22 protein-coding genes are annotated in these 19,601 nt (G+C 71.5%); 14 read left to right on the forward strand and 8 right to left on the reverse strand.

What is annotated here, in order from left to right; genetic code table 11:
* The first annotated feature begins 6 nt into the window (after positions 1-6).
* The 6 genes from pntB (at position 7) to JX575_RS00820 (ending at position 4,249) form a co-directional block, all read left to right on the forward strand.
* Entirely contained in the window at positions 7-1,464 is a 1,458-nt protein-coding gene (gene pntB / locus JX575_RS00795) for a Re/Si-specific NAD(P)(+) transhydrogenase subunit beta (RefSeq protein WP_186339819.1), read from the forward strand.
* Between the two features lie 90 nt (positions 1,465-1,554).
* The gene (locus tag JX575_RS00800) at positions 1,555-1,998 is read left to right on the forward strand and encodes a hypothetical protein (protein ID WP_186339820.1); all 444 of its coding nucleotides are present in this window, start codon (positions 1,555-1,557) and stop codon (positions 1,996-1,998) included.
* Positions 1,995-2,312 carry a type VII secretion target gene (locus JX575_RS00805; RefSeq protein ID WP_186339821.1) on the forward strand — a complete coding sequence of 106 codons (318 nt, stop codon included), beginning with the start codon at positions 1,995-1,997 and terminating at the stop codon, positions 2,310-2,312. Before JX575_RS00800 ends, JX575_RS00805 begins: the two co-directional genes overlap by 4 nt.
* The gene (locus JX575_RS00810; RefSeq protein WP_186339822.1) at positions 2,312-3,133 is read left to right on the forward strand and encodes a hypothetical protein; all 822 of its coding nucleotides are present in this window, start codon (positions 2,312-2,314) and stop codon (positions 3,131-3,133) included. Before JX575_RS00805 ends, JX575_RS00810 begins: the two co-directional genes overlap by 1 nt.
* Positions 3,130-3,567, forward strand: a complete 438-nt coding sequence (locus tag JX575_RS00815) for a YbaB/EbfC family nucleoid-associated protein (RefSeq protein WP_186339823.1) — start codon at positions 3,130-3,132, stop codon at positions 3,565-3,567. Before JX575_RS00810 ends, JX575_RS00815 begins: the two co-directional genes overlap by 4 nt.
* Before the next feature lie 10 nt (positions 3,568-3,577).
* The gene (locus JX575_RS00820; protein ID WP_186339824.1) at positions 3,578-4,249 is read left to right on the forward strand and encodes a hypothetical protein; all 672 of its coding nucleotides are present in this window, start codon (positions 3,578-3,580) and stop codon (positions 4,247-4,249) included.
* Between the two features lie 262 nt (positions 4,250-4,511).
* On the opposite strand, the gene JX575_RS00825 is transcribed toward JX575_RS00820, so the two are convergent.
* From JX575_RS00825 to JX575_RS00835, 3 genes are all read right to left on the reverse strand, one after another.
* Positions 4,512-5,246: a VIT family protein gene (locus JX575_RS00825; RefSeq protein WP_241005277.1), complete on the reverse strand. Its 735-nt coding sequence runs from the start codon at positions 5,244-5,246 to the stop codon at positions 4,512-4,514.
* 65 nt (positions 5,247-5,311) lie between these two features.
* Positions 5,312-5,869, reverse strand: coding sequence for an RNA 2',3'-cyclic phosphodiesterase (gene thpR / locus JX575_RS00830; protein ID WP_186339825.1), 558 nt, complete (start codon positions 5,867-5,869; stop codon positions 5,312-5,314).
* Positions 5,869-7,014, reverse strand: coding sequence for an acyl-CoA dehydrogenase family protein (locus JX575_RS00835; protein WP_186339826.1), 1,146 nt, complete (start codon positions 7,012-7,014; stop codon positions 5,869-5,871). The genes thpR and JX575_RS00835 overlap by 1 nt, the downstream gene beginning before the upstream one ends.
* A 115-nt stretch (positions 7,015-7,129) precedes the next feature.
* On the opposite strand from JX575_RS00835, the gene JX575_RS00840 reads away from it, so the two are divergent.
* Entirely contained in the window at positions 7,130-8,899 is a 1,770-nt protein-coding gene (locus tag JX575_RS00840; protein WP_186339827.1) for a HAMP domain-containing sensor histidine kinase, read from the forward strand.
* A gap of 106 nt (positions 8,900-9,005) precedes the next feature.
* Positions 9,006-10,808 (forward strand): ATP-binding protein, encoded by a 1,803-nt coding sequence (locus tag JX575_RS00845; RefSeq protein ID WP_186339828.1) that lies wholly within the window; start codon positions 9,006-9,008, stop codon positions 10,806-10,808.
* A gap of 6 nt (positions 10,809-10,814) precedes the next feature.
* On the opposite strand, the gene JX575_RS00850 is transcribed toward JX575_RS00845, so the two are convergent.
* On the reverse strand, positions 10,815-11,492 hold the full coding sequence (locus tag JX575_RS00850; RefSeq protein ID WP_186339829.1) for an NAD-dependent deacylase: 678 nt from the start codon (positions 11,490-11,492) through the stop codon (positions 10,815-10,817).
* An 82-nt stretch (positions 11,493-11,574) separates the two neighbouring features.
* Between JX575_RS00850 and JX575_RS00855 the strand changes: the two genes are divergently transcribed.
* Genes JX575_RS00855 through JX575_RS00865 form a run of 3 tightly spaced genes read left to right on the forward strand, consistent with a single transcriptional unit; the run spans position 11,575 to position 14,599 of the window.
* Complete coding sequence (locus JX575_RS00855) at positions 11,575-12,378, forward strand: N-formylglutamate amidohydrolase (protein ID WP_186339830.1); 804 nt, start codon at positions 11,575-11,577, stop codon at positions 12,376-12,378.
* The gene (locus tag JX575_RS00860; RefSeq protein WP_186339831.1) at positions 12,375-13,562 is read left to right on the forward strand and encodes a tyrosine/phenylalanine carboxypeptidase domain-containing protein; all 1,188 of its coding nucleotides are present in this window, start codon (positions 12,375-12,377) and stop codon (positions 13,560-13,562) included. Before JX575_RS00855 ends, JX575_RS00860 begins: the two co-directional genes overlap by 4 nt.
* Complete coding sequence (locus JX575_RS00865) at positions 13,559-14,599, forward strand: glutathione synthetase (protein ID WP_186339832.1); 1,041 nt, start codon at positions 13,559-13,561, stop codon at positions 14,597-14,599. Before JX575_RS00860 ends, JX575_RS00865 begins: the two co-directional genes overlap by 4 nt.
* A gap of 418 nt (positions 14,600-15,017) precedes the next feature.
* Here the strand turns inward: JX575_RS00865 and JX575_RS00870 are convergent, their stop codons facing one another.
* Entirely contained in the window at positions 15,018-15,263 is a 246-nt protein-coding gene (locus tag JX575_RS00870; protein ID WP_186339833.1) for an addiction module protein, read from the reverse strand.
* Positions 15,264-15,466: 203 nt separating this feature from the next.
* Between JX575_RS00870 and JX575_RS00875 the strand changes: the two genes are divergently transcribed.
* Positions 15,467-15,934, forward strand: a complete 468-nt coding sequence (locus JX575_RS00875; protein ID WP_186340378.1) for a tyrosine-type recombinase/integrase — start codon at positions 15,467-15,469, stop codon at positions 15,932-15,934.
* Positions 15,935-15,951: 17 nt separating this feature from the next.
* Here JX575_RS00875 and JX575_RS00880 read toward each other — a convergent pair whose 3' ends face one another.
* Positions 15,952-16,641, reverse strand: a complete 690-nt coding sequence (locus tag JX575_RS00880; protein ID WP_186339834.1) for a hypothetical protein — start codon at positions 16,639-16,641, stop codon at positions 15,952-15,954.
* A gap of 351 nt (positions 16,642-16,992) precedes the next feature.
* Positions 16,993-17,937 (reverse strand): 1,4-dihydroxy-2-naphthoyl-CoA synthase, encoded by a 945-nt coding sequence (locus JX575_RS00885; protein ID WP_186339835.1) that lies wholly within the window; start codon positions 17,935-17,937, stop codon positions 16,993-16,995.
* Positions 17,938-18,067: 130 nt separating this feature from the next.
* Here JX575_RS00885 and JX575_RS00890 point away from each other — a divergent pair, with 130 nt between their 5' ends.
* Together JX575_RS00890 and JX575_RS00895 are read left to right on the forward strand one after the other, a co-directional pair.
* Positions 18,068-18,508: a nitroreductase family deazaflavin-dependent oxidoreductase gene (locus tag JX575_RS00890; protein WP_186339836.1), complete on the forward strand. Its 441-nt coding sequence runs from the start codon at positions 18,068-18,070 to the stop codon at positions 18,506-18,508.
* Positions 18,509-18,608: 100 nt separating this feature from the next.
* Positions 18,609-19,280 (forward strand): response regulator transcription factor, encoded by a 672-nt coding sequence (locus JX575_RS00895; protein WP_186339837.1) that lies wholly within the window; start codon positions 18,609-18,611, stop codon positions 19,278-19,280.
* Between the two features lie 62 nt (positions 19,281-19,342).
* Here the strand turns inward: JX575_RS00895 and csrA are convergent, their stop codons facing one another.
* The gene (gene csrA, locus JX575_RS19745; RefSeq protein ID WP_186339838.1) at positions 19,343-19,585 is read right to left on the reverse strand and encodes a carbon storage regulator CsrA; all 243 of its coding nucleotides are present in this window, start codon (positions 19,583-19,585) and stop codon (positions 19,343-19,345) included.
* Positions 19,586-19,601: the final 16 nt, after the last annotated feature.

The raw sequence follows: 19,601 nt of genomic DNA on the forward strand, positions 1-19,601 counted from the left end.
ACCGGCATGGACCTCGGTAGGGACTCGAGCCTGGTCTCGTTCGTCACGGGCGCCTACATCCTCGCGGCGCTGCTGTTCATCCTCGCCCTCGCCGGGCTGAGCAAGCACGAGACGGCGCGGCGCGGCAACGCGTTCGGCATGGCCGGCATGGCCCTCGCGCTGGTCGCGAGCCTGCTGCTGGTGCTCGACCGCCTCGGCGCCGACTACGTCGACCAGGGCCCGGTCGTGGTCGGGCTCGTCATCATCCTCGTCGCCGGCACGGTGGGCGCGGTCATCGGGATCCGGCTCGCCCGGCGCGTCGAGATGACCGGCATGCCCGAGCTGATCGCGATGATGCACAGCTTCGTCGGCCTCGCCGCCGTGCTGGTCGGCTACAACACCTTCATCGAGGTCGCCTCCCTGCACGGCGAGCTCGGGCTGGAGTCCGACGCGGTGCACAACGCCGAGGTCTTCCTGGGCGTGTTCATCGGCGCGGTGACCTTCACCGGCTCGATCGTGGCCAACCTCAAGCTCAGCGCCCGGATGAAGTCCTCGCCGCTGGTGCTGCCCGCGCGCCACCTGCTCAACCTCGCCGTCCTGCTGGTGTCCGCCGCGCTGATGGTGTGGTTCATGCTCGCCGACGGGTGGGTGGGGATGGTGCCGCTCGCGCTCATGACCGTCCTCGCGCTGGCGCTGGGCTTCCACCTCGTCGCCGCCATCGGCGGCGGTGACATGCCGGTCGTGGTGTCGATGCTCAACAGCTACTCGGGGTGGGCCGCGGCCGCGGCGGGCTTCATGCTCGGCAACGACCTGCTGATCATCACCGGCGCGCTCGTCGGCTCGTCCGGCGCGATCCTCAGCTACCTCATGTGCACGGCGATGAACCGCTCGTTCGTCAGCGTCATCGCCGGTGGCTTCGGCTCCGACGGCGCCACCGTGGGCGGTGACCGCGACTACGGCGAGCACCGCGAGATCCAGGCGGGCGAGGTCGCCGACCTGCTCGCCGGGGCCTCGTCGGTGGTCATCACGCCCGGCTACGGCATGGCCGTGGCCCAGGCGCAGTACCCTGTCGCCGAGCTGACGCGGAAGCTGCGCGACAAGGGCGTCGACGTCCGCTTCGGCATCCACCCCGTCGCGGGCCGCCTGCCCGGGCACATGAACGTCCTGCTCGCCGAGGCGAAGGTCCCCTACGACATCGTGCTCGAGATGGACGAGATCAACGACGACCTCGCCGACACCGACGTCGTGCTGGTCATCGGCGCCAACGACACCGTCAACCCGGCCGCGCTCGAGGAGCCCGGATCGCCGATCGCGGGCATGCCGGTGCTCGAGGTGTGGAAGGCCCGCGACGTGATCGTCTTCAAGCGGTCGATGGCCACCGGCTACGCCGGGGTGCAGAACCCGCTCTTCTTCAAGGACAACACCCAGATGCTCTTCGGCGACGCCAAGGACAAGGTCACCGAGATCGTCGCGGCGCTCGGCTGAGGGGCGCGTGCGGGGCGCATCGGGGCAGGGATCTGCCCACGATCGTGAGACACGTGTTTGAGCCGGCCGCGAGACGGTATCTATCCACCCATGACCGACCAACTTCCCCCCGGCCCGTGGCTGCGACCGGTCCGGCCGCCCGCCGATCCGGTCCGCGCGTCCGCGGCGCAGCGCGAGCTGATGGACGAGATCCACGAGCAGGTGCTGCGCAAGCTGGAGAGGGCTCGTGAGCTGGACGCCGCCGCCAAGGAGCAGATGCTCACCCCCGGCTCCGGCGCCAGCGGCGAGGCCCTCGACGGTGCGGTCCAGGTGCGCGTCGACTCCCGGGGGATGATCCAGTCGGTGTCGTTCGAGCCGGGCATCACCGGGCTGAGCGCCGACGAGCTCCGCGAGGAGACGCTGGCGGCGCTGCAGCAGGCCAAGGCCGGCCTCGGTCTCGGGTCCCGGTCCGCGGGTCGGGCCGTGGACGCACTCTTCGACCGCAGCGTGGCACAGGCGCTGCTCCGCTTCCTCGACCCCCAGGAGACACCGTGAGCAACGGGTTCTACGTCGAACCGTCCGAGCTGTCCAGGATCTCGGCCGCGCTGAGCACCGCCGCCGGTCAGACAGGAGAGGCCGGATCCGCCGGCGCCGCGGTCACGGCGCTCTCGCCGCAGGCGTTCGGCATCATCTGCTCGTTCTTCACCCCGCCGTGCCTGGCCTTCTCGAGCGCCGCGCTGACGGCGATCGGGGCCATCGAGGGCGCCCTCGGCAAGGGGGCCGGTGCGGTGGACGCGTGCTCGGCCGACTTCCAGAAGACCGACGCGGCCGTGGCGCAGATGCACGACAAGCTGAGAGGAACACTCTGATGTCCGACCTGATCGCCGTCGAGCCGATCGACCTCGCGGGCTCTCCCTACGAGCAGGTGGCGGGGGGCGACTACTCCGGTCTGGTCGGCTTCCACCCCGGCGCCTCCAGCGCCGTGGCGGCCGGGCAGGCGTTCGCCCAGGGCGACGAGCTCAGCGGCGTCATCGCCCTCGCCGGCGTCGCCACCGACATGGTGATGATGGCCATCGACCCGTTCGCGACGCTGCTCAGCAGCGTGGCCGGGTTCCTCATGGACTACGTCCCGCCCCTGCCGCAGATGCTCGACTCGCTGGCCGGCAACCCGGCGCTGGTGGAGTCGATCGGCGTCTCCTGGGGCAACATCGCCGACCACCTCGAGTCCTCCGCGGCCGACCTGATGAGTGCCCTCAACGCGGCGATGTCCGGCTGGAGCGGACTCGCCGCCACCGCCTTCGGTGTGGTGGCAGCCGCGCTGGTCGACGCGATGCACCGCTCGGCGTTCGTCTGCCGGTGCATCGCCCAGGGCATGCAGCTGGCCAGCGGGGTCGTCCAGGCCGTGCGCAGCTTCGTCCGCGACCTGATCGCCGACCTGGTGGGGGCGCTCATCGCGTGGGCCGGCGAGGTCGCCGCGACCGTCGGCATCGGAGCGTCGTGGGTCATCCCGAAGGCCACCGCCCGGATCAGCATCACGGTCACCGACTGCACCACCTTCACGCAGGCGCTGGTGCGCGGCATGACCGACTTCAAGATCGTCGCCGAGCTCGTCGACACGGGCTGGGGCGCGATGCTCAACGCCGTCCAGGCCGTCGACTCCGGCATCGACCGCGGCGGTGCCGGCGCATGAGCTTCGAGATCCCCACCGAGTTCACCGAGGCGGGCCTCGCCCGGTTGCGCGAGGAGCACACCGCGCGGGCCCGCCGCGCCGACGCGGCGGGCGACCGGATCATGGCGATCGTCGCAGTCGGCCGCTCGAGTCGCGGGCTCGTCGAGGTCACCGTCGACGGCAGCGCCGTCGTCACCGACATCCGGTTCTCCGAGGGAGCCGCCTCCTCGCACGCCGTGCTCGGCCAGATGGTCAAGCAGGCGCACGACCGGGCGGTCGCCGACTGGAACCGCCAGGTGCGCGAGATCACCGAGCACGAGCTGGCCGAGGACGACCAGCTCCGCACGCACATCCAGACCCAGAGCGACGTCGACCTCGCCGCGCACGTCGACCCGGCCAGCCTCGAGGACGACGAGGACGACGAGGACTGGGCGCGGCGGGCGAGGGGCTACTAGGTTCCGCCGCGTGGAGATCTCGGACTGGTTGCGGGTCGGCCTGCTCGTCGTCCTGGTCGTCGTGCTCGCACTGCGCGCACGGTCGTGGCTGCGTCACTACCGTCGCGGCGGAGCGGGCGACCGCGAGCTCGTCGAGAAGGCGCACGCCACGCAGGAGAGCGTGGTCCGGCTCGCCGCCGACCGCGGCTGGACCGTACGCCGCGGCCCGGCCGCCGCGGGTGCCTTCCCCGCCGACCTGCGCGCCCACGCGATCGACGTGGGCGAGTGCGACCTCGACGTGACGGGCGAGGGCTTCCGGTCACGGTCGTGGACGGCGTACACCTCCCGGCGCGGCTCGGGCATGAAGTACGCCATCCGGGTGCACGTCACGCAGGTCGAGGCGCCCGGGGTCGAGGCCGACCTGGTCGTGCGCGACCTGCCCGTGGTGTGGACCCCCCTGCTGTTCCCCGACCGGTTCCACGGACGGGCGAGCGACGCCGGCCCGCAGCGGGTGCTGGCGGCGGGTGACGTCGCGGCGACGCGGGAGCGGTTGGCCCCGCTCATGCAGCGCATCGTCGACAGCGGGGTGTGGGTGGTGGTCTCCGGTGGCGTCGTGACGGTCATGGCGCACTGGGAGCCGGACGCCGACGAGCTCGAGCGATGGCTCGGGCTCGCGCGCGACGTGGCGTCCGCGCTGTCCTGACGGCGGACCCCGGGGCCCCGTCGTCGTACGCCATCGACCCGCAGCTCGTGCTGCGCCTGGCGCGCCGCCGTGACGGTTCATCAAGGTATGCAGACCAACCCGCACTTCCCTGCGTGAACTCGCCGTGGGAAGTGACGGTTCGCCGACATACCTTGATGAACCAGCGGCGCGGGGCAGACCGGACCGGCGTACGTCACCCCTGGCCGCTCAGCGCCCACGATGACGACCGCGACGCCCGACCTCGCTCCGCTGGAGGGGCGGCTCAGCCGACCTGCACGCCGGCCAGCGTGCCGATCAGGTAGGTCACGCCCATCGCGAGCAGCCCACCGCCGACGTTGCGCACCACGGCAGGGCCTCGCGGGCTGTAGCCGAGCCGCGCGCTGACGAAGCCGGTGAGCGCGAGCGCCGCGGCGATGCTGAGCACCGTGACGAGGATCCGCTGCCCGGCGGGGACGTACGCCACGATCAGCAGCGGCAGCAGCGCGCCCGCGGTGAAGGCGAGCATCGAGGCCCAGGCGGCGTGCCAGGGGTTGGTCAGGTTGTCGGGGTCGATGCCGAACTCGATCTCGGCGTGCGCGCGCAGGGCGTCGTGCTCGGTGAGCTCGCGGGCGACCTGCTCCGCGGTCTCGGGCGACAGGCCCTTGTCGACGTACTTCTGGGCGAGCTCGCGCTCCTCGGTCTGCGGCATCTGCTGCAGCTCGTTCGCCTCCAGGTCGAGCAGCGCCCGCTCGGAGTCGCGCTGCGTGCTGACCGAGACGTACTCGCCGGCGCCCATGCTGAGCGCGCCGGCGGTCAGGGCGGCGATGCCGGCGATCACGATGGCGCCGCTGTCGTCGGTCGCGCCCGCCACGCCCATCACGACGCCGGCGGTCGACACGATGCCGTCGTTGGCGCCGAGCACCGCGGCCCGCAGCCAGTTGAGGCGCTCGCCGACGGCGCCGCCCATCTCGGCATGGAAGTGCTTCGGGTCGTCGTCGGTGCCGGTCTCCGGGATCACCCATCGATCGTCGCTCGGCGCCCGGCCGGATGCAACGAAGGGGAGCCTTGGCTGCGAGCCCGGCGTCAGCCGAGGGGGAAGGTCGCGACGACCTCGTGGCGCGGGCCTCGGCGTGGGCCCTCGCCGAGGTGGGAGGCCACCAGCGCGACCTCGGTGACCTGCCAGCGCGGGCCCGCGTAGGTGTCGAGGACCCGGACCCACGAGGTGACGTTGGCCGGCCTGCCGAGCCGGGCGAGGGTGAGGTGCGGGCGGAACCGCTGGCCGTCGACCCGGCCGCCCGCACGGGACACCGCGGCCCGGCAGGCCGCCGCGAGCCGGTCGAGCCCGGCGTCGTCGTCGACCTCGAGGCCGGCGTGCAGCACGCGTGCGGCGTCGGGGTGAGGGAAGGCGCCGCCGCCGGCGACGAGCATCTCGAAGGACGCCCGCCGCCCGGCGGCCGCGGCCAGCAGCTCCTCGAGCTGGTCGAGCGAGCGCTCGGGCAACGATGCCGCGAACGCCAGGGTCACGTGCCACTGCTCGGGCGCGGACCAGCGGAGCTCCGCCGCCTCCCGACGCACGGCCAGGAAGTCGTCGAGGTGCTCGACGACCCCCGCCGGCGGCAGGACGGCGACGAAGGCCCGCATCACAGGCCCAGGTCGCGCCCGATCAGCATCTTCATGATCTCGTTCGAGCCGGCCCAGATCTTCGTCACGCGCGCGTCGCGCCAGGCGCGGGCGACGCGGTACTCGTTCATGTAGCCGTAGCCGCCGTGCACCTGCACGCAGTGGTCGAGCACGTCGTTCTGCACCTGCGAGGTCCACCACTTCGCCTTGGCGGCGTCGACGGGGGTCAGCTCCTTCTTGGTGTGCGCGAGCACGCACTGGTCGACGAACGCCTGGGTGACGTCGACGCGGGTGACCAGGTCGGCCAGCAGGAACTGGGTGTTCTGGAAGGCGCCGATCGGCTGGCCGAACGCCTGACGGTCCTTGGCGTACTGGATCGTCTCCTCGAGGATCTGCCGGGCGTGGGCCAGGTTGGTGACGGCCGAGCCGAGGCGCTCCTGCGGCAGGAACTGCATCATCGAGATGAAGCCGGTGTCGAGAGGGCCGACGAGGTCGTCGTTGCTGACCCGCACGTCCTCGAACGACAGCTCGGCGGTGTCGGACTCGTCCTGGCCGACCTTGTCGAGCACCCGGCCGACGCTGAAGCCGTCGAGCGTGGTGTCGACGGCGAAGAGCGAGATGCCCTTGGCCTTCTTCTCCGGGCTGGTGCGCGCCGCGACCAGCACGAGGTCGGCGGAGCCACCGTTGGTGATGAAGGTCTTGGACCCGTTGATGATCCAGTCGTCGCCGTCGCGCACGGCCGTCGTCTTGAGGTTGGCCAGGTCGGAGCCGCCGCCGGGCTCGGTCATCCCGATGGCCGTGACGAGCTCGCCGGTCGCGCAGCGCGGCAGCCAGCGGGCCTTCTGCTCGTCGTTCGTCAGGTGCACGAGGTAGGGCACGGTGATGTCGGCGTGGATGCCCACGCAGCTCGGAAGGGTCATGTTGACCTTGGCGAGCTCCTCGGTGAGCACCGCGTTGAAGCGGTAGTCGCCGGCCTCGGCGCCGCCGAAGGCCTCCGGGATCTCGAGGCCGAGGAAGCCCTGCTTGCCCGCCGCGAGCCAGAAGTCGCGGTCCAGGCCGTGGTTGCCGGCATAGCTGTCGAGGTGCGGGACGACCTCGCGGTCCAGGAACTGCTTGACGGAGGCGCGGAAGGCCTCGTGGTCCTCGTCGTAGATCTCACGCTTCATGCCGCTATGTTACCCGCGGGTCACCATCTCGACGATCCTGCCCAAGAGCCGCACCGAACCCGCCGATGGAGGGTAACGTCGCGCCATCTGGCTCGTCTCGGTGGCAGGAGCATTGGTGGGCGACGACGCGGGGTGGGTGCGCCCACGGGGGAAGGCGTGGGGCAACGAGGCCCAGCGCGCGGTCCTGCACGCCGTCGCGGAGGACCTGGCGCGCCGCACCCAGCACAAGGTCGTGGCCATCGAGGCGCTGCGCACGGACGGCTTCTTGGAGTTCGTGGCGATCGCCGGCGACGACGCGGCTCGCGACAAGATGATCGGCCAGGCCTCGCCGCTCGCACTCGACCACATCCACGCGCTCGGGGAGGACCTCGCGGGCTGGCGCCACATCGCGGGCGAGCGCCTCGACGACGACACCCGCGCGTGGCTCGACGAGTACGGCCACAAGCCCGCAACGGCCCCGTCCGGCCTGCCCGACGGGTGGGACCCCGACGACCAGATGCTGCGCCTGCTGGAGAACGAGGACGGCGACCTGCGCGCGATCGTCTACCTCGACGAGCCGCACTCGGGGCTGCGTCCGACGGCCAAGACGGCGGAGGCGATCAACCTCGAGGTCGGCGCGATGTTCGACGCGGTCATCAGCATCGTGGAGCGCGAGCTCTACGGCGAGCAGCTCCGCATGGTCACCCAGGCGCGCCGGGCGATCGAGAGCGTACGCCCCGGCCTGGGCGCGCAGGAGCTCGTCGGGGAGCTGTCCCGGGCGATGACCGAGGCGATGGACATGGCCGAGGTCGCCGTGGTCGCGACGGGCACCGTGGTCGAGGGACTCCAGGCCGCACGCGCCGAGCTCGCCGAGCTGATGCGCCACCAGTGGCGCCGGCGTGGGCACGTCGTGGTCGAGACGCAGCGCACCTGGAGCATGCACGAGGAGTCGATCGAGACACCGGACGCCCTGGTGCGCCTGCTCGACGCCCGCGGCATGGGGTCCGGGCTGCTCGTGCCGATCGGGGCGGGAGAGGAGTACCTCGCCACGCTGGTGATGGGACGCGCACCCGACGCGCCGCGCTGGAACGCCTCCGAGATCAACGCCGCCACCACGGTCGCCGGCGACGTGGCACGGCTGATGCTCGAGGCACGGCTGATGGAGCGCGAGCGGGCGCTCAACGCCCAGCTGCGCGAGGTCAACGACTACCGGCGCGACATGGTGCTGACCCTCGCCCACGAGCTCCGCAACCCGGTGAGCGTGCTGTTCACCCACCTCGAGCTGCTCGACCAGGACCCCACGCCCGACGACGTCCGCGACTCCCTCGGGGCGCTCGGCCGCTCGGCCCGGCGCATCGAGGACATGGTCGCCGACCTGATGACCCTGGCCTCGGTGAGCGACCCCGACAACGGGCCGGCGGCGCTGGAGGTCGACCTGTCGGCGCTGGTCCGCGAGACCTGCGGCGACCTGGCGTCGACCGCGGCCGCGGCCGGAGTGGAGGTGGATTCCTCGGTGGCCGACGGTCTGACGCTGATCGGCGAGGCCGCCGGCCTGCAGCGGATGGTGGCCAACCTGGTGGGCAACGCGGTCAAGTACACCCCGGCCGGCGGGCGGGTCGCCCTGGTGGCGTCGGCGCACGCCGCCGGCGGCGTGGACGGCGTACGGATGACCTGCGCCGACACCGGCATCGGCATCGCTGCCGACGAGCTCGACAAGGTGTTCCAGCCGTTCTTCCGATCCAGCAGCGCCGAGGCACGGCGGCGTCCGGGGACGGGGCTGGGCCTGGCCATCATCGAGCGCGTCGTGACCACCCACGGGGGCACCCTCGAGGTCACCTCGACGCTGGGGGAGGGCACCACGTTCGCCGCGTGGATCCCGGCCGGGGGGCCGCGCCCGCCCGCCTGACGGCGACGCCCGACGGTGAAGACCGGGCCCGGTGGGTGGATACCGACCGGCGCGACGGGGCCGGCCCCCTACGATCGCCGGTGGGGATGGGGAGGGCGACGACGCCATGGAGCAGGCGCGGACCGAGGAGCGCAGGACGCGCGACCTCAGCTGGGGTGACGCGCGCGCCCGGGCGTTGATGCACGACCTGGCCCGCGACGCGGCGAGGCGCGCCGGATTCGACGTCTGCGCCATCGAGGTCGTGCGGCCCCAGGGTCTGCTCGAGTTCGTCGCGATCGTCGGCGACGAGCCCAACGCGGAGGAGCGGCTCGGCACCGCGTCCAGCCTCGTCGACATGCAGCTCGTCTTCGCACAGGGCGTGCGCCTGGGCCACCTCGTGTGGATCTCGGCCGACAGCCTGTCCGAGGAGGTCCGCGAGAGCATCGACGGCGTGGTCGTGGTGCCCGAGATCCCGGTGACCGACTGCCCCGACACGTGGCACCCCTTCGACATGCTCGTCGCGGAGATCACCGACGAGCGCGGCGACCTGCGGGCGCTGCTCTACCTCGACGTCCCGACCGACCTGCGCCGACCCGGCGTCGCGCGCCTCCTCGAGCTGGGCGACGACCTGGAGGTGGTGCTGCGCTCGATCCTCGCCGTGGTGGAGCGCGAGGAGTACGCCGACCACATGAGGGTCATCCGTGCCACCCGGCGCCTGGCCCGGTCCAACACGGCGCGCCACGACGTCAACCACCTCCTGCGCGAGGCCCGCTCGACGCTGCTCGGTGCGCTGTCGGTCGACGAGCTCGAGATCCGCGTGTTCTTCCGCGACGATCGCGAAGGCCCCGACGTGCTGGGCCTCGACACGGTCCCCGAGGTGAGGAGCGCGCTCGACGCCGCCGCCGCCCGCGCCTGGGCGGCACAGCGGGTGACCATCATCGAGCCCGGCCAGGTCTGGGGCGACGCCGCTCTCGCGGCCCACACCGGCTGGTTCACCGACGCCCTGGGCCTGGCCCGGCTGGAGGCGGTGGTCGTGGCGCCCGTGGGTGTCGACGACGAGCTGCTGGGCATGCTCATGTGCGCACGGCGCACCGGCTCACGACGCTGGACCGACAGCGAGGGCCACGCGGCGCTGGAGCTCGGCCACGACCTCGGTCGCGCCATCGCCAACGCCCGCGCGACCCAGCGCGAACGCCGGCTGCTCGAGGAGCTGCGCGGCGTCGAGGGGGCCCGGCACCGGTTCCTGCGCGAGCTGACCCACGAGATCAACAACCCGATGACCGTCATCGCCGCCAACGCGGAGTTCCTGCTCGAGAGCGAGGACGCCGACGCGCAGGACCGCAGGCGCGCGCAGGCCATCCTGCGCGGCAGCGAGCGACTCGGCCAGCTGCTCGAGGGCCTGGCGATGCTGACCCGGGTCAGCGACCCGCAGCACCGCCCGGCGATGCAGCACGTCGACCTCGTCCCCGTGGTGGAGGAGACGGTCGCGGCGATGACCGCCGTGGCCGAGCGGTCGGGCGTCACCCTCCAGCTCGTCGGGGACCTGAGCGAGGCCGTCGTGCTGGGCGACCCGCGCGAGATCGCGAGCGCGGTGTCCAACCTCGTCGACAACGCGGTGAAGTACTCCGACCCCGGCGACGAGGTGTGGCTCGGCATCGAGCGCCGCGCCGACGGCGGGCTCTCCTTCTCCTGCAGGGACGAGGGCATCGGGATCTCCGAGGCCGACCAGGCCGACCTGTTCTCGCCACTGTTCCGCTCGACCAACGAGGAGGCGCTGATGCGCCCGGGCACCGGCCTCGGCCTCGGCATCGTGCGCGAGATCATGCAACGGCACGGCGGGCGCATCGAGATCGAGTCGGTGCTCGGTCGCGGCACCCGCGTACGCCTGCACTTCCGGCCCCTCGCGCACCACGGGGCCGCGGGGCCCTGACGCGGCTCAGCCCAGCAGCTCGTCGACCCAAGCGGGGACGAGCCGGGTGGCCGGGCCCTGCCGGGAGGCGTCGAAGTCGGACGCGCCGGCGCTCGGCTCGAGGTTGAGCTCGAGGGTCTCGCCGGCGGCCCAGTGGACGAACGCCGCGGCCGGGTAGACGACGCCCGAGGTGCCGATCGAGACGAAGAGGTCGCACCGCTCGAGGGCGTCCTCGACCACGTCCATGCCGTAGGGCACCTCGCCGAACCAGACGATGTCGGGACGCAGGTCGCTCGCGCCGCACCCGGGGCACGGCGGCTCGTCAGCCAGGGTGCCGTGCCACTCGTGCCGCTCGTCGCAGCCGGTGCACCACGCCGCCTGCAGCCGGCCGTGGATGTGGTGGACCCGTCGCGAGCCGGCGCGCTCGTGGAGGTCGTCGACGTTCTGGGTGACGAGGAGCAGGTCGTCACCGAGGGCGTCCTCGAGGCGGGCGAGCGCGTGGTGTGCGGCGTTGGGCTCGACCCGGGCGAGGGCCGCCCGCCGCGCGTCGTAGAAGCGCTGCACGAGGCCGGGGTCGTCGGCGTAGGCCTCCGGCGTCGCCACCTGCATCGGGTCGTGGCCCTCCCACAGCCCACCCGCGTCACGGAAGGTGGTCAGGCCGCTCTCGGCCGAGATGCCCGCCCCGGTCAGCACGACGATCCTCATGGCCCCAGTCCTACCAGCCGGTCACCCGTAGGGGTACGAGCCGGGTGGAGGTGAGGTGCGGACTCCGGTAGAACACTCCGCCATGGCTGACGTCGGAGGGACCCCGGGCGCCGTCGCGTTCGTCGGCGAGTGGGACGGCCCGGTCGTGGCGACCGCCGTGCACGCCGGACACGACCTGCGCCCCGAGATCGCCGAGGCGATGGTGCTCGACGAGGCGGAGCGCTTCCGCGAGGAGGACCCGTTCACCGACCGGCTCGCCGCCGTGGTGCCCGACCGGGTGGTGACGCGGCGCTCGCGCTTCGAGGCCGACCTCAACCGGCCGCGCCGCGAGGCCATCTACCGCAAGCCCGACGACTGCTGGGGGCTCGAGGTGTGGCGCGACGGCGTGCTGTCCGAGGAGCTCTACGAGGGCAGCCTGGCCACCTACGACGCCTTCTACGACGCCCTGGCCCCGCGGCTCGACGCGCTCGCCGAGCGCGGACCGTTCGTGCTGCTCGACGTGCACTCCTACAACCACCGCCGCGACGGCGCCGACCGGCCGGCCGCCCCCGCCGAGGACAACCCGGAGGTCAACGTCGGCACCGGCAGCCTCGACCACGAGCTGTTCGGCCCGTTGGTCGAGCGGTTCATGGCCGACCTGCGCGACGCGTCGGTGGGCTGCGGGCCGCTCGACGCCCGCGAGAACGTCGTCTTCGAGGGCCGCGGCCTCGCGTGGTGGGTGCACGACCGCTACCCGCGGGTGGGCTGCGTGCTGGCCATCGAGTTCAAGAAGACCTTCATGGACGAGTGGTCCGGCGAGCTGGACGCCGAGCGGTTCCGCCGCGCCCAGGAAGGCCTCGCCGCAGCCGTGCCGGGCCTCCACGACGAGCTCGAGCGCCTGCGGTGAGCGACGGCGACCCGGCCCGACCGGGTGCCGGGCTCAGCGCCGCCGACCTGGCCGTCGACCACCGACTCTCCCTGCTCGCCCAGAGCTTCCGCTTCCTGCTCGACGTCACGCCGGTCGACGCCGACGACCTGCGTGAGGACTTCCTGGCCGGTCGGCAGCCCGACCCGCCGTTCACCTACCGCGAGCTCGAGACCGACCCGGCGGTCGTACGCGCCGAGCTCGACGACATCGACCCCGGTGCGGTCGACGACGCCGTCCTGGGCCAGCTGCTGCGGGCCAAGCAGCGCGAGATGGAGCTCCAGCTCGACATGCTGGCGGCGCGCGACACCGAGGACTTCCTCCCGCTGAGCGTGGAGCTCTATGGCGGCGTGTCGCCGGCGCTGCGCGCCCAGGCGGAGGCGCTGCTCGCCGGCATCACCCGCACCGAGCCCAGCGGCACGGCCCTCGACGCCGAGGAGTTCCTCGCGCTCGCGGACGCCGAGATCGCGCGCTACCGCGAGGAGGACCCCGACCTCGACATGCACGCCGAGATCCGCTCGGACGTCAACGGCGTGATGGTCTCGGGTGACGTGCTCCTCATCGGACCCGAGACCCGGGTGCAGCGCGCCCGCGCGCAGGCGCTGCTGCACCACGAGGTCGGCACCCACCTGGTGACGCAGGCCAACGGCAGCCACCAGCCGATCAAGGTGCTCGGCGTCGGGCTGGCGGGCTACGACGAGACGCAGGAGGGACTCGCCGTGCTCGCCGAGATCGCCTGCGGCGGCCTGACGGCGTTCCGGCTGCGCCAGCTCGCCGGCCGCGTCGTGACGGTGCACCGGATGATCGGCGGCGCGACGTTCGCCGAGGCCCACGAGGCGCTCGTCGCCGACGACTTCCCCAGCGCCAGCGCCTGGACCACGGTCATGCGGGTCTACCGCTCCGGCGGCATGACCAAGGACGCGATCTACCTGCGGGGCCTCGTCGAGCTGCTCGACCACCTCGGCTCCGGCGGCTCGCTCGACCAGCTCTGGCTCGGGAAGTTCTCCCTGCGCGACCTGCCCCTGGTCGGGGACCTCGAGTCCCGCGGGCTGCTGCACCCGCCCCGGGTGCTGCCGCGCTACCTGCGCGACCCGGCCGCGCACGACCACCTGGCCCGCGCGGTCGGCACCGACGATCTCAGCACACTCCTGGAGGGACCCGCATGAAGATCGGATTCGTCGTCAACGACATCGAGACGGAGAAGGCCGAGTACACCACCAACCGCCTCGCCATGGCCGCCAAGGAGATGGGGCACGAGGCCTGGTACATGGGCATCGGCGACTTCGCCTACGAGCCCGACGGGTCGTTGAGCACCAAGGCCCGCGCGGGTCACGCCAAGACCTACCGCTCGCTCGACCGGCACCTCGCCGACGTGCAGAAGCCCGACGTCGAGCAGCTCATCGGCCTCGACGAGTTCGACGTGGTGATGCTGCGCAACGACCCGGCCGACGACGCCGAGACCGACCCGTGGCGCAACAACGCGGGCGTCGCCTTCGGCCAGCTCATCGCCTCCAGCGGGGTGCTCGTGGTCAACGACCCCACCAGCCTCGCCAACGCGCTGTCCAAGGCCTACTTCCAGCACTTCCCCGAGATCGTGCGACCGCGCACGCTCATCTCGCGCGACGAGGACATGATCGAGGACTTCATCACCGACCTCGGCGGCAAGGCGGTGCTCAAGCCTCTGCAGGGCTCGGGTGGCGCGGGTGTGTTCCTCGTCGACCGCAAGGAGGCGCCCAACCTCAAGCAGATCATCGAGGCCATCTCCCGCGACGGCTACGTCGTGGCCCAGGAGTACCTCCCCGAGGCGGCCAAGGGCGACGTGCGGATGTTCGTGATGAACGGCCGGCCGCTGGTCGTCGACGGCGAGTACGCGGCGTTCCGGCGCACCCCCTCCACCAAGGACATCCGCTCCAACATGTCCGCCGGCGGCAAGGCCGAGAAGGTCAAGGTCACCGACGACATGCTCGCGATGGTCGAGGTGGTGCGGCCCAAGCTCGTCGCCGACGGGATGTTCCTCGTCGGCCTCGACATCGTGGGCGACAAGCTGATGGAGATCAACGTCTTCAGCCCCGGCGGCCTCGGCAGCGCCCACGCGCTCTACGAGGTCAACTTCGCCCCCGCGATCATCGCCGAGCTGGAGCGCAAGGTGGACATCCGCCGGCACTACCCGGAGATCGACAACCACACCCTCGCGACCAGCTGAGGCCCGCCCCGGCGACGGGAGGGACGCTCAGTAGTACCAGGGGAAGCGCGGCACGCTCAGCGGTTGTCGGTGGTCAGTGACGGCACTATGCGGCTGACCTGCGGAAACGTGATTGGGGGCGTTGGTCGCCGACGGCCTACGACGACTCTCCTGCCACGTCTTTGCCGCGCACGGGGCCACGCTGTCAGCCTCCTTCCGAGTCGTCATCGGCGCTGAGCGCGGCCTCCCAGTTCTGGCCGCCGTGGAACACGCCGACGACGTTGACCACGATCTCGCCAGACGACTCGTCAACCTCGTAGGCCACGAGCGTCCGCTTCTGGTAGGCGCCGAGCAATCTCAGAGGTCGCGTTCTTGGCGATCCAGTCGTCGATCTCGTTGAGTTGCCGTTCGGCTTCCGGAGTGAGGTTGATGCGGCCCGTCATGAACGGGCGGCCCACTTGGCTTCGAAGCGGGCGCGCACATCTTCAGCCGGGATGGCTCGCGATGGATCCGCCTTGAGAGCGTCGTACGCCGCGGCGGCTTCGTTGCGAAGCCACGACTCCGCTGCCGCGTCGAACGCCTCATCGCGGTCGACCGACTCGAGGAGTCGGATTGCGAGGCGTCTGCGCGCATCACTCGGCAGGGACATCCCCGCCTCGTAGGCCTCCGACTCGCTCATGGACATGGGTCGAGTCTACGCCCGCCCAGGGACCCGTCGGAGAACGAAAACTCCCGCGAAGACCGCACGAATCGCGGTACCCCACGCCCAATCTGGCGCCATGTCCAAGCGCGAGCACATGTCCGTCGCTGAGGCGGTCGCTGCTCTGCGGTCCGCAGGCGACACTCGGCAGATCTGCCTGGGCGCCGAAGGATTCTGGCTTGAAGAGGATGGCTATCGGCCGAGTCTTGACCCCAGCGTCGGGGACTTTGCGGCGGCCGCCCAAGTACGAGTCGGAGCGGGCGATCGACCTGCCCGACGAGGTCGTCACGATCCTCTCCGAACATGTCCGGGTGCACACGCCCGACGGCGAAACGTCGCGGTGGCGGGTCGACGAGGGCGGCAAGCCCTGGCACGACAACCTCGTTGACTATCGAGGGCGATCGACCCGCAGCGACGCTGGCCTCGCCCACAAGCTGCACGACCTGCGGCACTACTTCGCCAGCGGCCTCATCGCGGCCGGGTGCGAGGTCGTCACGGTACAGCGGGCGATGGGACACGCGTCGGCGACGACCACCCTGAGCACCTACGCGCATCTGTGGCCGACCGCAGAGGACAAGTCCCGCGCAGCCGGGGGCGAGATGGCGGCGACGGTGCTGGCCACCGAAGCATCTCGGGCAGGTTGGACAGCCGACTGATGCTGGTCCAGACTTGCTCAGCCTCGCGATTTCCGCGCCTGTGCACGAGCCTGGAGCGCTGCAACCATCGCCTCCGGCGACGCGATGCTGATTCGCTCGTCGATGAGGCTGAGGAGGCGGACTGGCCGCCCGGCAGCCGACGCCGCTTCGATCTTGTGGTGACCGTCGAGCAGGAAGTGGGTGAGTACCCAGTGCTCGTAGTAGTCATCACCCTCATTCATCGCTGGCTGGATTACGTCGAGGAGCGAATAGGCCACCGCCGTAGGCACGGTCTGTCCGAGGCTGCCGCCGTACTCGGCGACGCGTTGGCTCGCGTTCCACGCGGGCGGAACCATGGGCACGACGAACTCGTAGAGGTGCCCCTGCTCTCCCACCGGTGTCTCAAAGGTTCGGTAGTAGGGCGTGACAGGGTTCTCGGGCGCGCCAACAGCGGGGTCCACGCCCCAGGTAGCGACTTGCTCGTGGCTGAAGTAGTCGGAGGCGTCCCCGGGGGACACCAGTTGCGGCGTCACGTCGAGCAGCAGCGACGTGTAGTGAGACTTGGGCAGCGCCCGACCGTAGGCCCGGAGAATCTCGTCATCGATGGCCGTCAGTCCCGTGTTGAGCCTTTCGTTTGCAACGCCCAGGTCAGCAGACTCCGGTTCGCTCAACCTCTGAAAGATGGCGGGACACGTTCCGCACCATAGGCCGAGCTCGAAGACTGGCACGCCCCGAAGGGTCAGCCGCCGTGGAGGAAACGCCGTCCCCGGCGCAGGCTTGGGAGTCGGCACAGCAACCAGAGATCGCTTGTCACGGACTCCCAGCTCGATCCCTCGCCGCGCTTCGACAATCACAGCCCGACGGTACGCGGTGCGGGCCGTCAGTTCAGCGGGAGATATCGCCTCGACTACGCGGGGCTAAGCGATCGTGCGATCGCGGGCGTGGTGATGGGCATCCACCTATGTGGGCGCACCTCGCGGTCATTCAGCAACCCGAGTCCGACTTCGACCACGATTCTTGCCACGCATCTGCCACGCACGAGGCCCAAACAGGCCTCTGACCTGCGCAAACGCAGCAGATCAGTAGTACCAGGGGTAGGGCGACCAGTCGGGCTCGCGCTTCTCCAGGAACTGGTCGCGTCCCTCCTGCGCCTCGTCGGTCATGTAGGCCAGGCGGGTCGTCTCGCCGGCGAAGAGCTGCTGGCCGACGAGGCCGTCGTCGAGGAGGTTGAAGGAGTACTTCAGCATCCGCTGGGCGGTCGGGGACTTGCCGTTGATCTTCCGGCCCCAGTCGAGCGCGACCTTCTCCAGCTCGGCGTGCGCGACGACGCGGTTGACCGCGCCCATCCGGTGCATCTCCTCGGCGTCGTACTCGTCGCCGAGGAAGAAGATCTCGCGGGCGAGCTTCTGCCCCACCTGGCGCGCGAGGTAGGCCGAGCCGTAGCCGCCGTCGAACGAGCCGACGTCGGCGTCGGTCTGCTTGAAGCGGGCGTGCTCGCGGCTGGCGAGGGTGAGGTCGGCGACGACGTGGAGGCTGTGCCCGCCGCCGGCCGCCCAGCCCGGGACCACGCAGATGACGACCTTCGGCATGAAGCGGATCAGCCGCTGGCACTCCAGGATGTGCAGGCGCGCGAGCCTGGCCTTGTCGATGGGGCTGGGCTCCTCGGCCCCGGTGTCGGTGGCGCCGGCGGAGGTGTCCTCGTACTGGTAGCCGGCGCGCCCACGGATGCGCTGGTCGCCGCCGGTGCAGAAGGCCCACTTGCCGTTCTTGGCGCTCGGTCCGTTGCCGGTCAGGATCACGCAGCCGACGTCGGCCGACGTGCGCGCGTGCTCGAGGGTGCGCAGCAGCTCGTCGACGGTGTGCGGGCGGAACGCGTTGAGCACGTCGGGGCGGTCGAACGCGATGCGCACGGTGCCGTGCTCGCGCGCACGGTGGTAGGTCAGGTCGGTGAGGTCGTCGAAGCCGGGCACCACGTCCCAGTCCTCGGGGTCGAAGATCTCACTGACGCCCTCGATCGCACTCATGGATCCGGAGGCTATCGCCCGATGGTCCCGTGGGAGGCGGCTGCCCCGAGGCCCGCCCGCCGACCGCCCCCTGCGGCCCCACCCCGACGGGGACTGGAAGATCGCCGCCGCCCGTGGTGTTGTGGCAGGCATGGCACTGACAGGAACGTACGTCCCCAGCAGCTCCGAGTGGGTCCGCAACCAGGTGGCCGAGTTCGAGGCGAGTGACGGCCAGCGGGCCAACACGCTGGGCGACACCGACTACCCGATCGTGGTCGTGACCTCGGTCGGCGCGAAGTCGGGCAACCTGCGCAAGAACCCGGTGATGCGGGTCGAGCGCGACGGCGCCTACCTCGCGGTCGCCTCCAAGGGCGGCGCCCCGGACAACCCGGAGTGGTACTACAACTTCGTCGCCCACCCCGAGGTCGAGCTGCAGGACGGGGCGGAGAAGCACGTCTACACCGCCCGCATCCTCGAGGGTGAGGAGCGCGCCGACTGGTGGGAGCACGCGGTCGCCACGTGGCCGACGTACGCCTCCTACCAGGAGAAGACCGACCGCGAGATCCCGCTCTTCCTGCTCGAGCGCGCCTGACGCCGGCGCGCAGCCCGGTCTGCCGTTGACACCCCGCTGCTTCGTCGCGGCTACCCCGCCCGCCTAGGGTGGGGCCCTCGGGACAACGGGGGGATGTGGCATGACTGGCACTGCTGGCACGGACGGATCGACGGCCCTGAGGGTCTACCTGCTCGACGACCACGTGGTCGTGCGGCGGGGGCTCCGGGCGGTGCTCGAGGCGGAGGACGGCATCGCGATCGTCGGTGAGTCGGGCACCGTGGCCGAGGCGGTGCCCCAGATCCGCGAGCTGGTGCCCGACGTCGCCGTCCTCGACGGACGGTTGCCCGACGGCAGCGGCATCGACGTGTGCCGCGAGGTCAGGTCGGCCGAGCCGCGCGTGCAGGCGCTGATCCTCGCCTGCGACGACGACGAGGACGCGATGGTCGACTCGGTCCTGGCCGGTGCGTCCGGCTACGTCCTCAAGACCGCCGACGAGCGTGAGCTGGTCGACGCCGTGCGGGCGGTGGGGCACGGCCAGTCCCTCGTCGGCTCCGATGTCGCCCTCCGTGTCGTGGAGCGCATGGGAGCGCGGAACCAGGCTCCGGGCCTGTCCCGGCTCACCGACGGCGAGTGGCGGGTCCTCGACCTCATCGCCGAGGGGATGACCAACCGGCAGATCGGCGAGCGGCTGCACCTCGCGGAGAAGACGGTCAAGAACCAGATCACCGGCCTGCTCGCCAAGCTGGGCGTGCAGCGTCGCACCCAGGCCGCGGTGCTGGCCTCTGCGCTCGGGCGCCGGCGACCCCGCTGACGCCGGACCCGACACGGGGCCAGTCCCGGCAGCCGGCCCCGGGGAGGGGCCGGTGGGACCGGTCAGTCGCCCTGCGGGCGGTCGCGGATCGCGCTGAGCAGCGAGTCGACGGCGTCCTCGGTCGGGGAGGCGGCCTCCTGGTTGGACCGGGCCAGCTGGGCCAGGAGCTCGGCGCGGTGGACGGCGACCGACCTCGGCGCGTCGATGCCGATGCGGACGACGTCGCCGCGCACCTCGAGCACCGAGACGGTGACGTCATCGCCGATGACGACGCTCTCTCCGGCACGGCGGCTCACGACCAGCATGGCGTCACGCTACCCG

The organism is Nocardioides sp. zg-1228, from assembly GCF_017086465.1.
In the GTDB taxonomy this organism is placed as follows: domain Bacteria; phylum Actinomycetota; class Actinomycetes; order Propionibacteriales; family Nocardioidaceae; genus Nocardioides.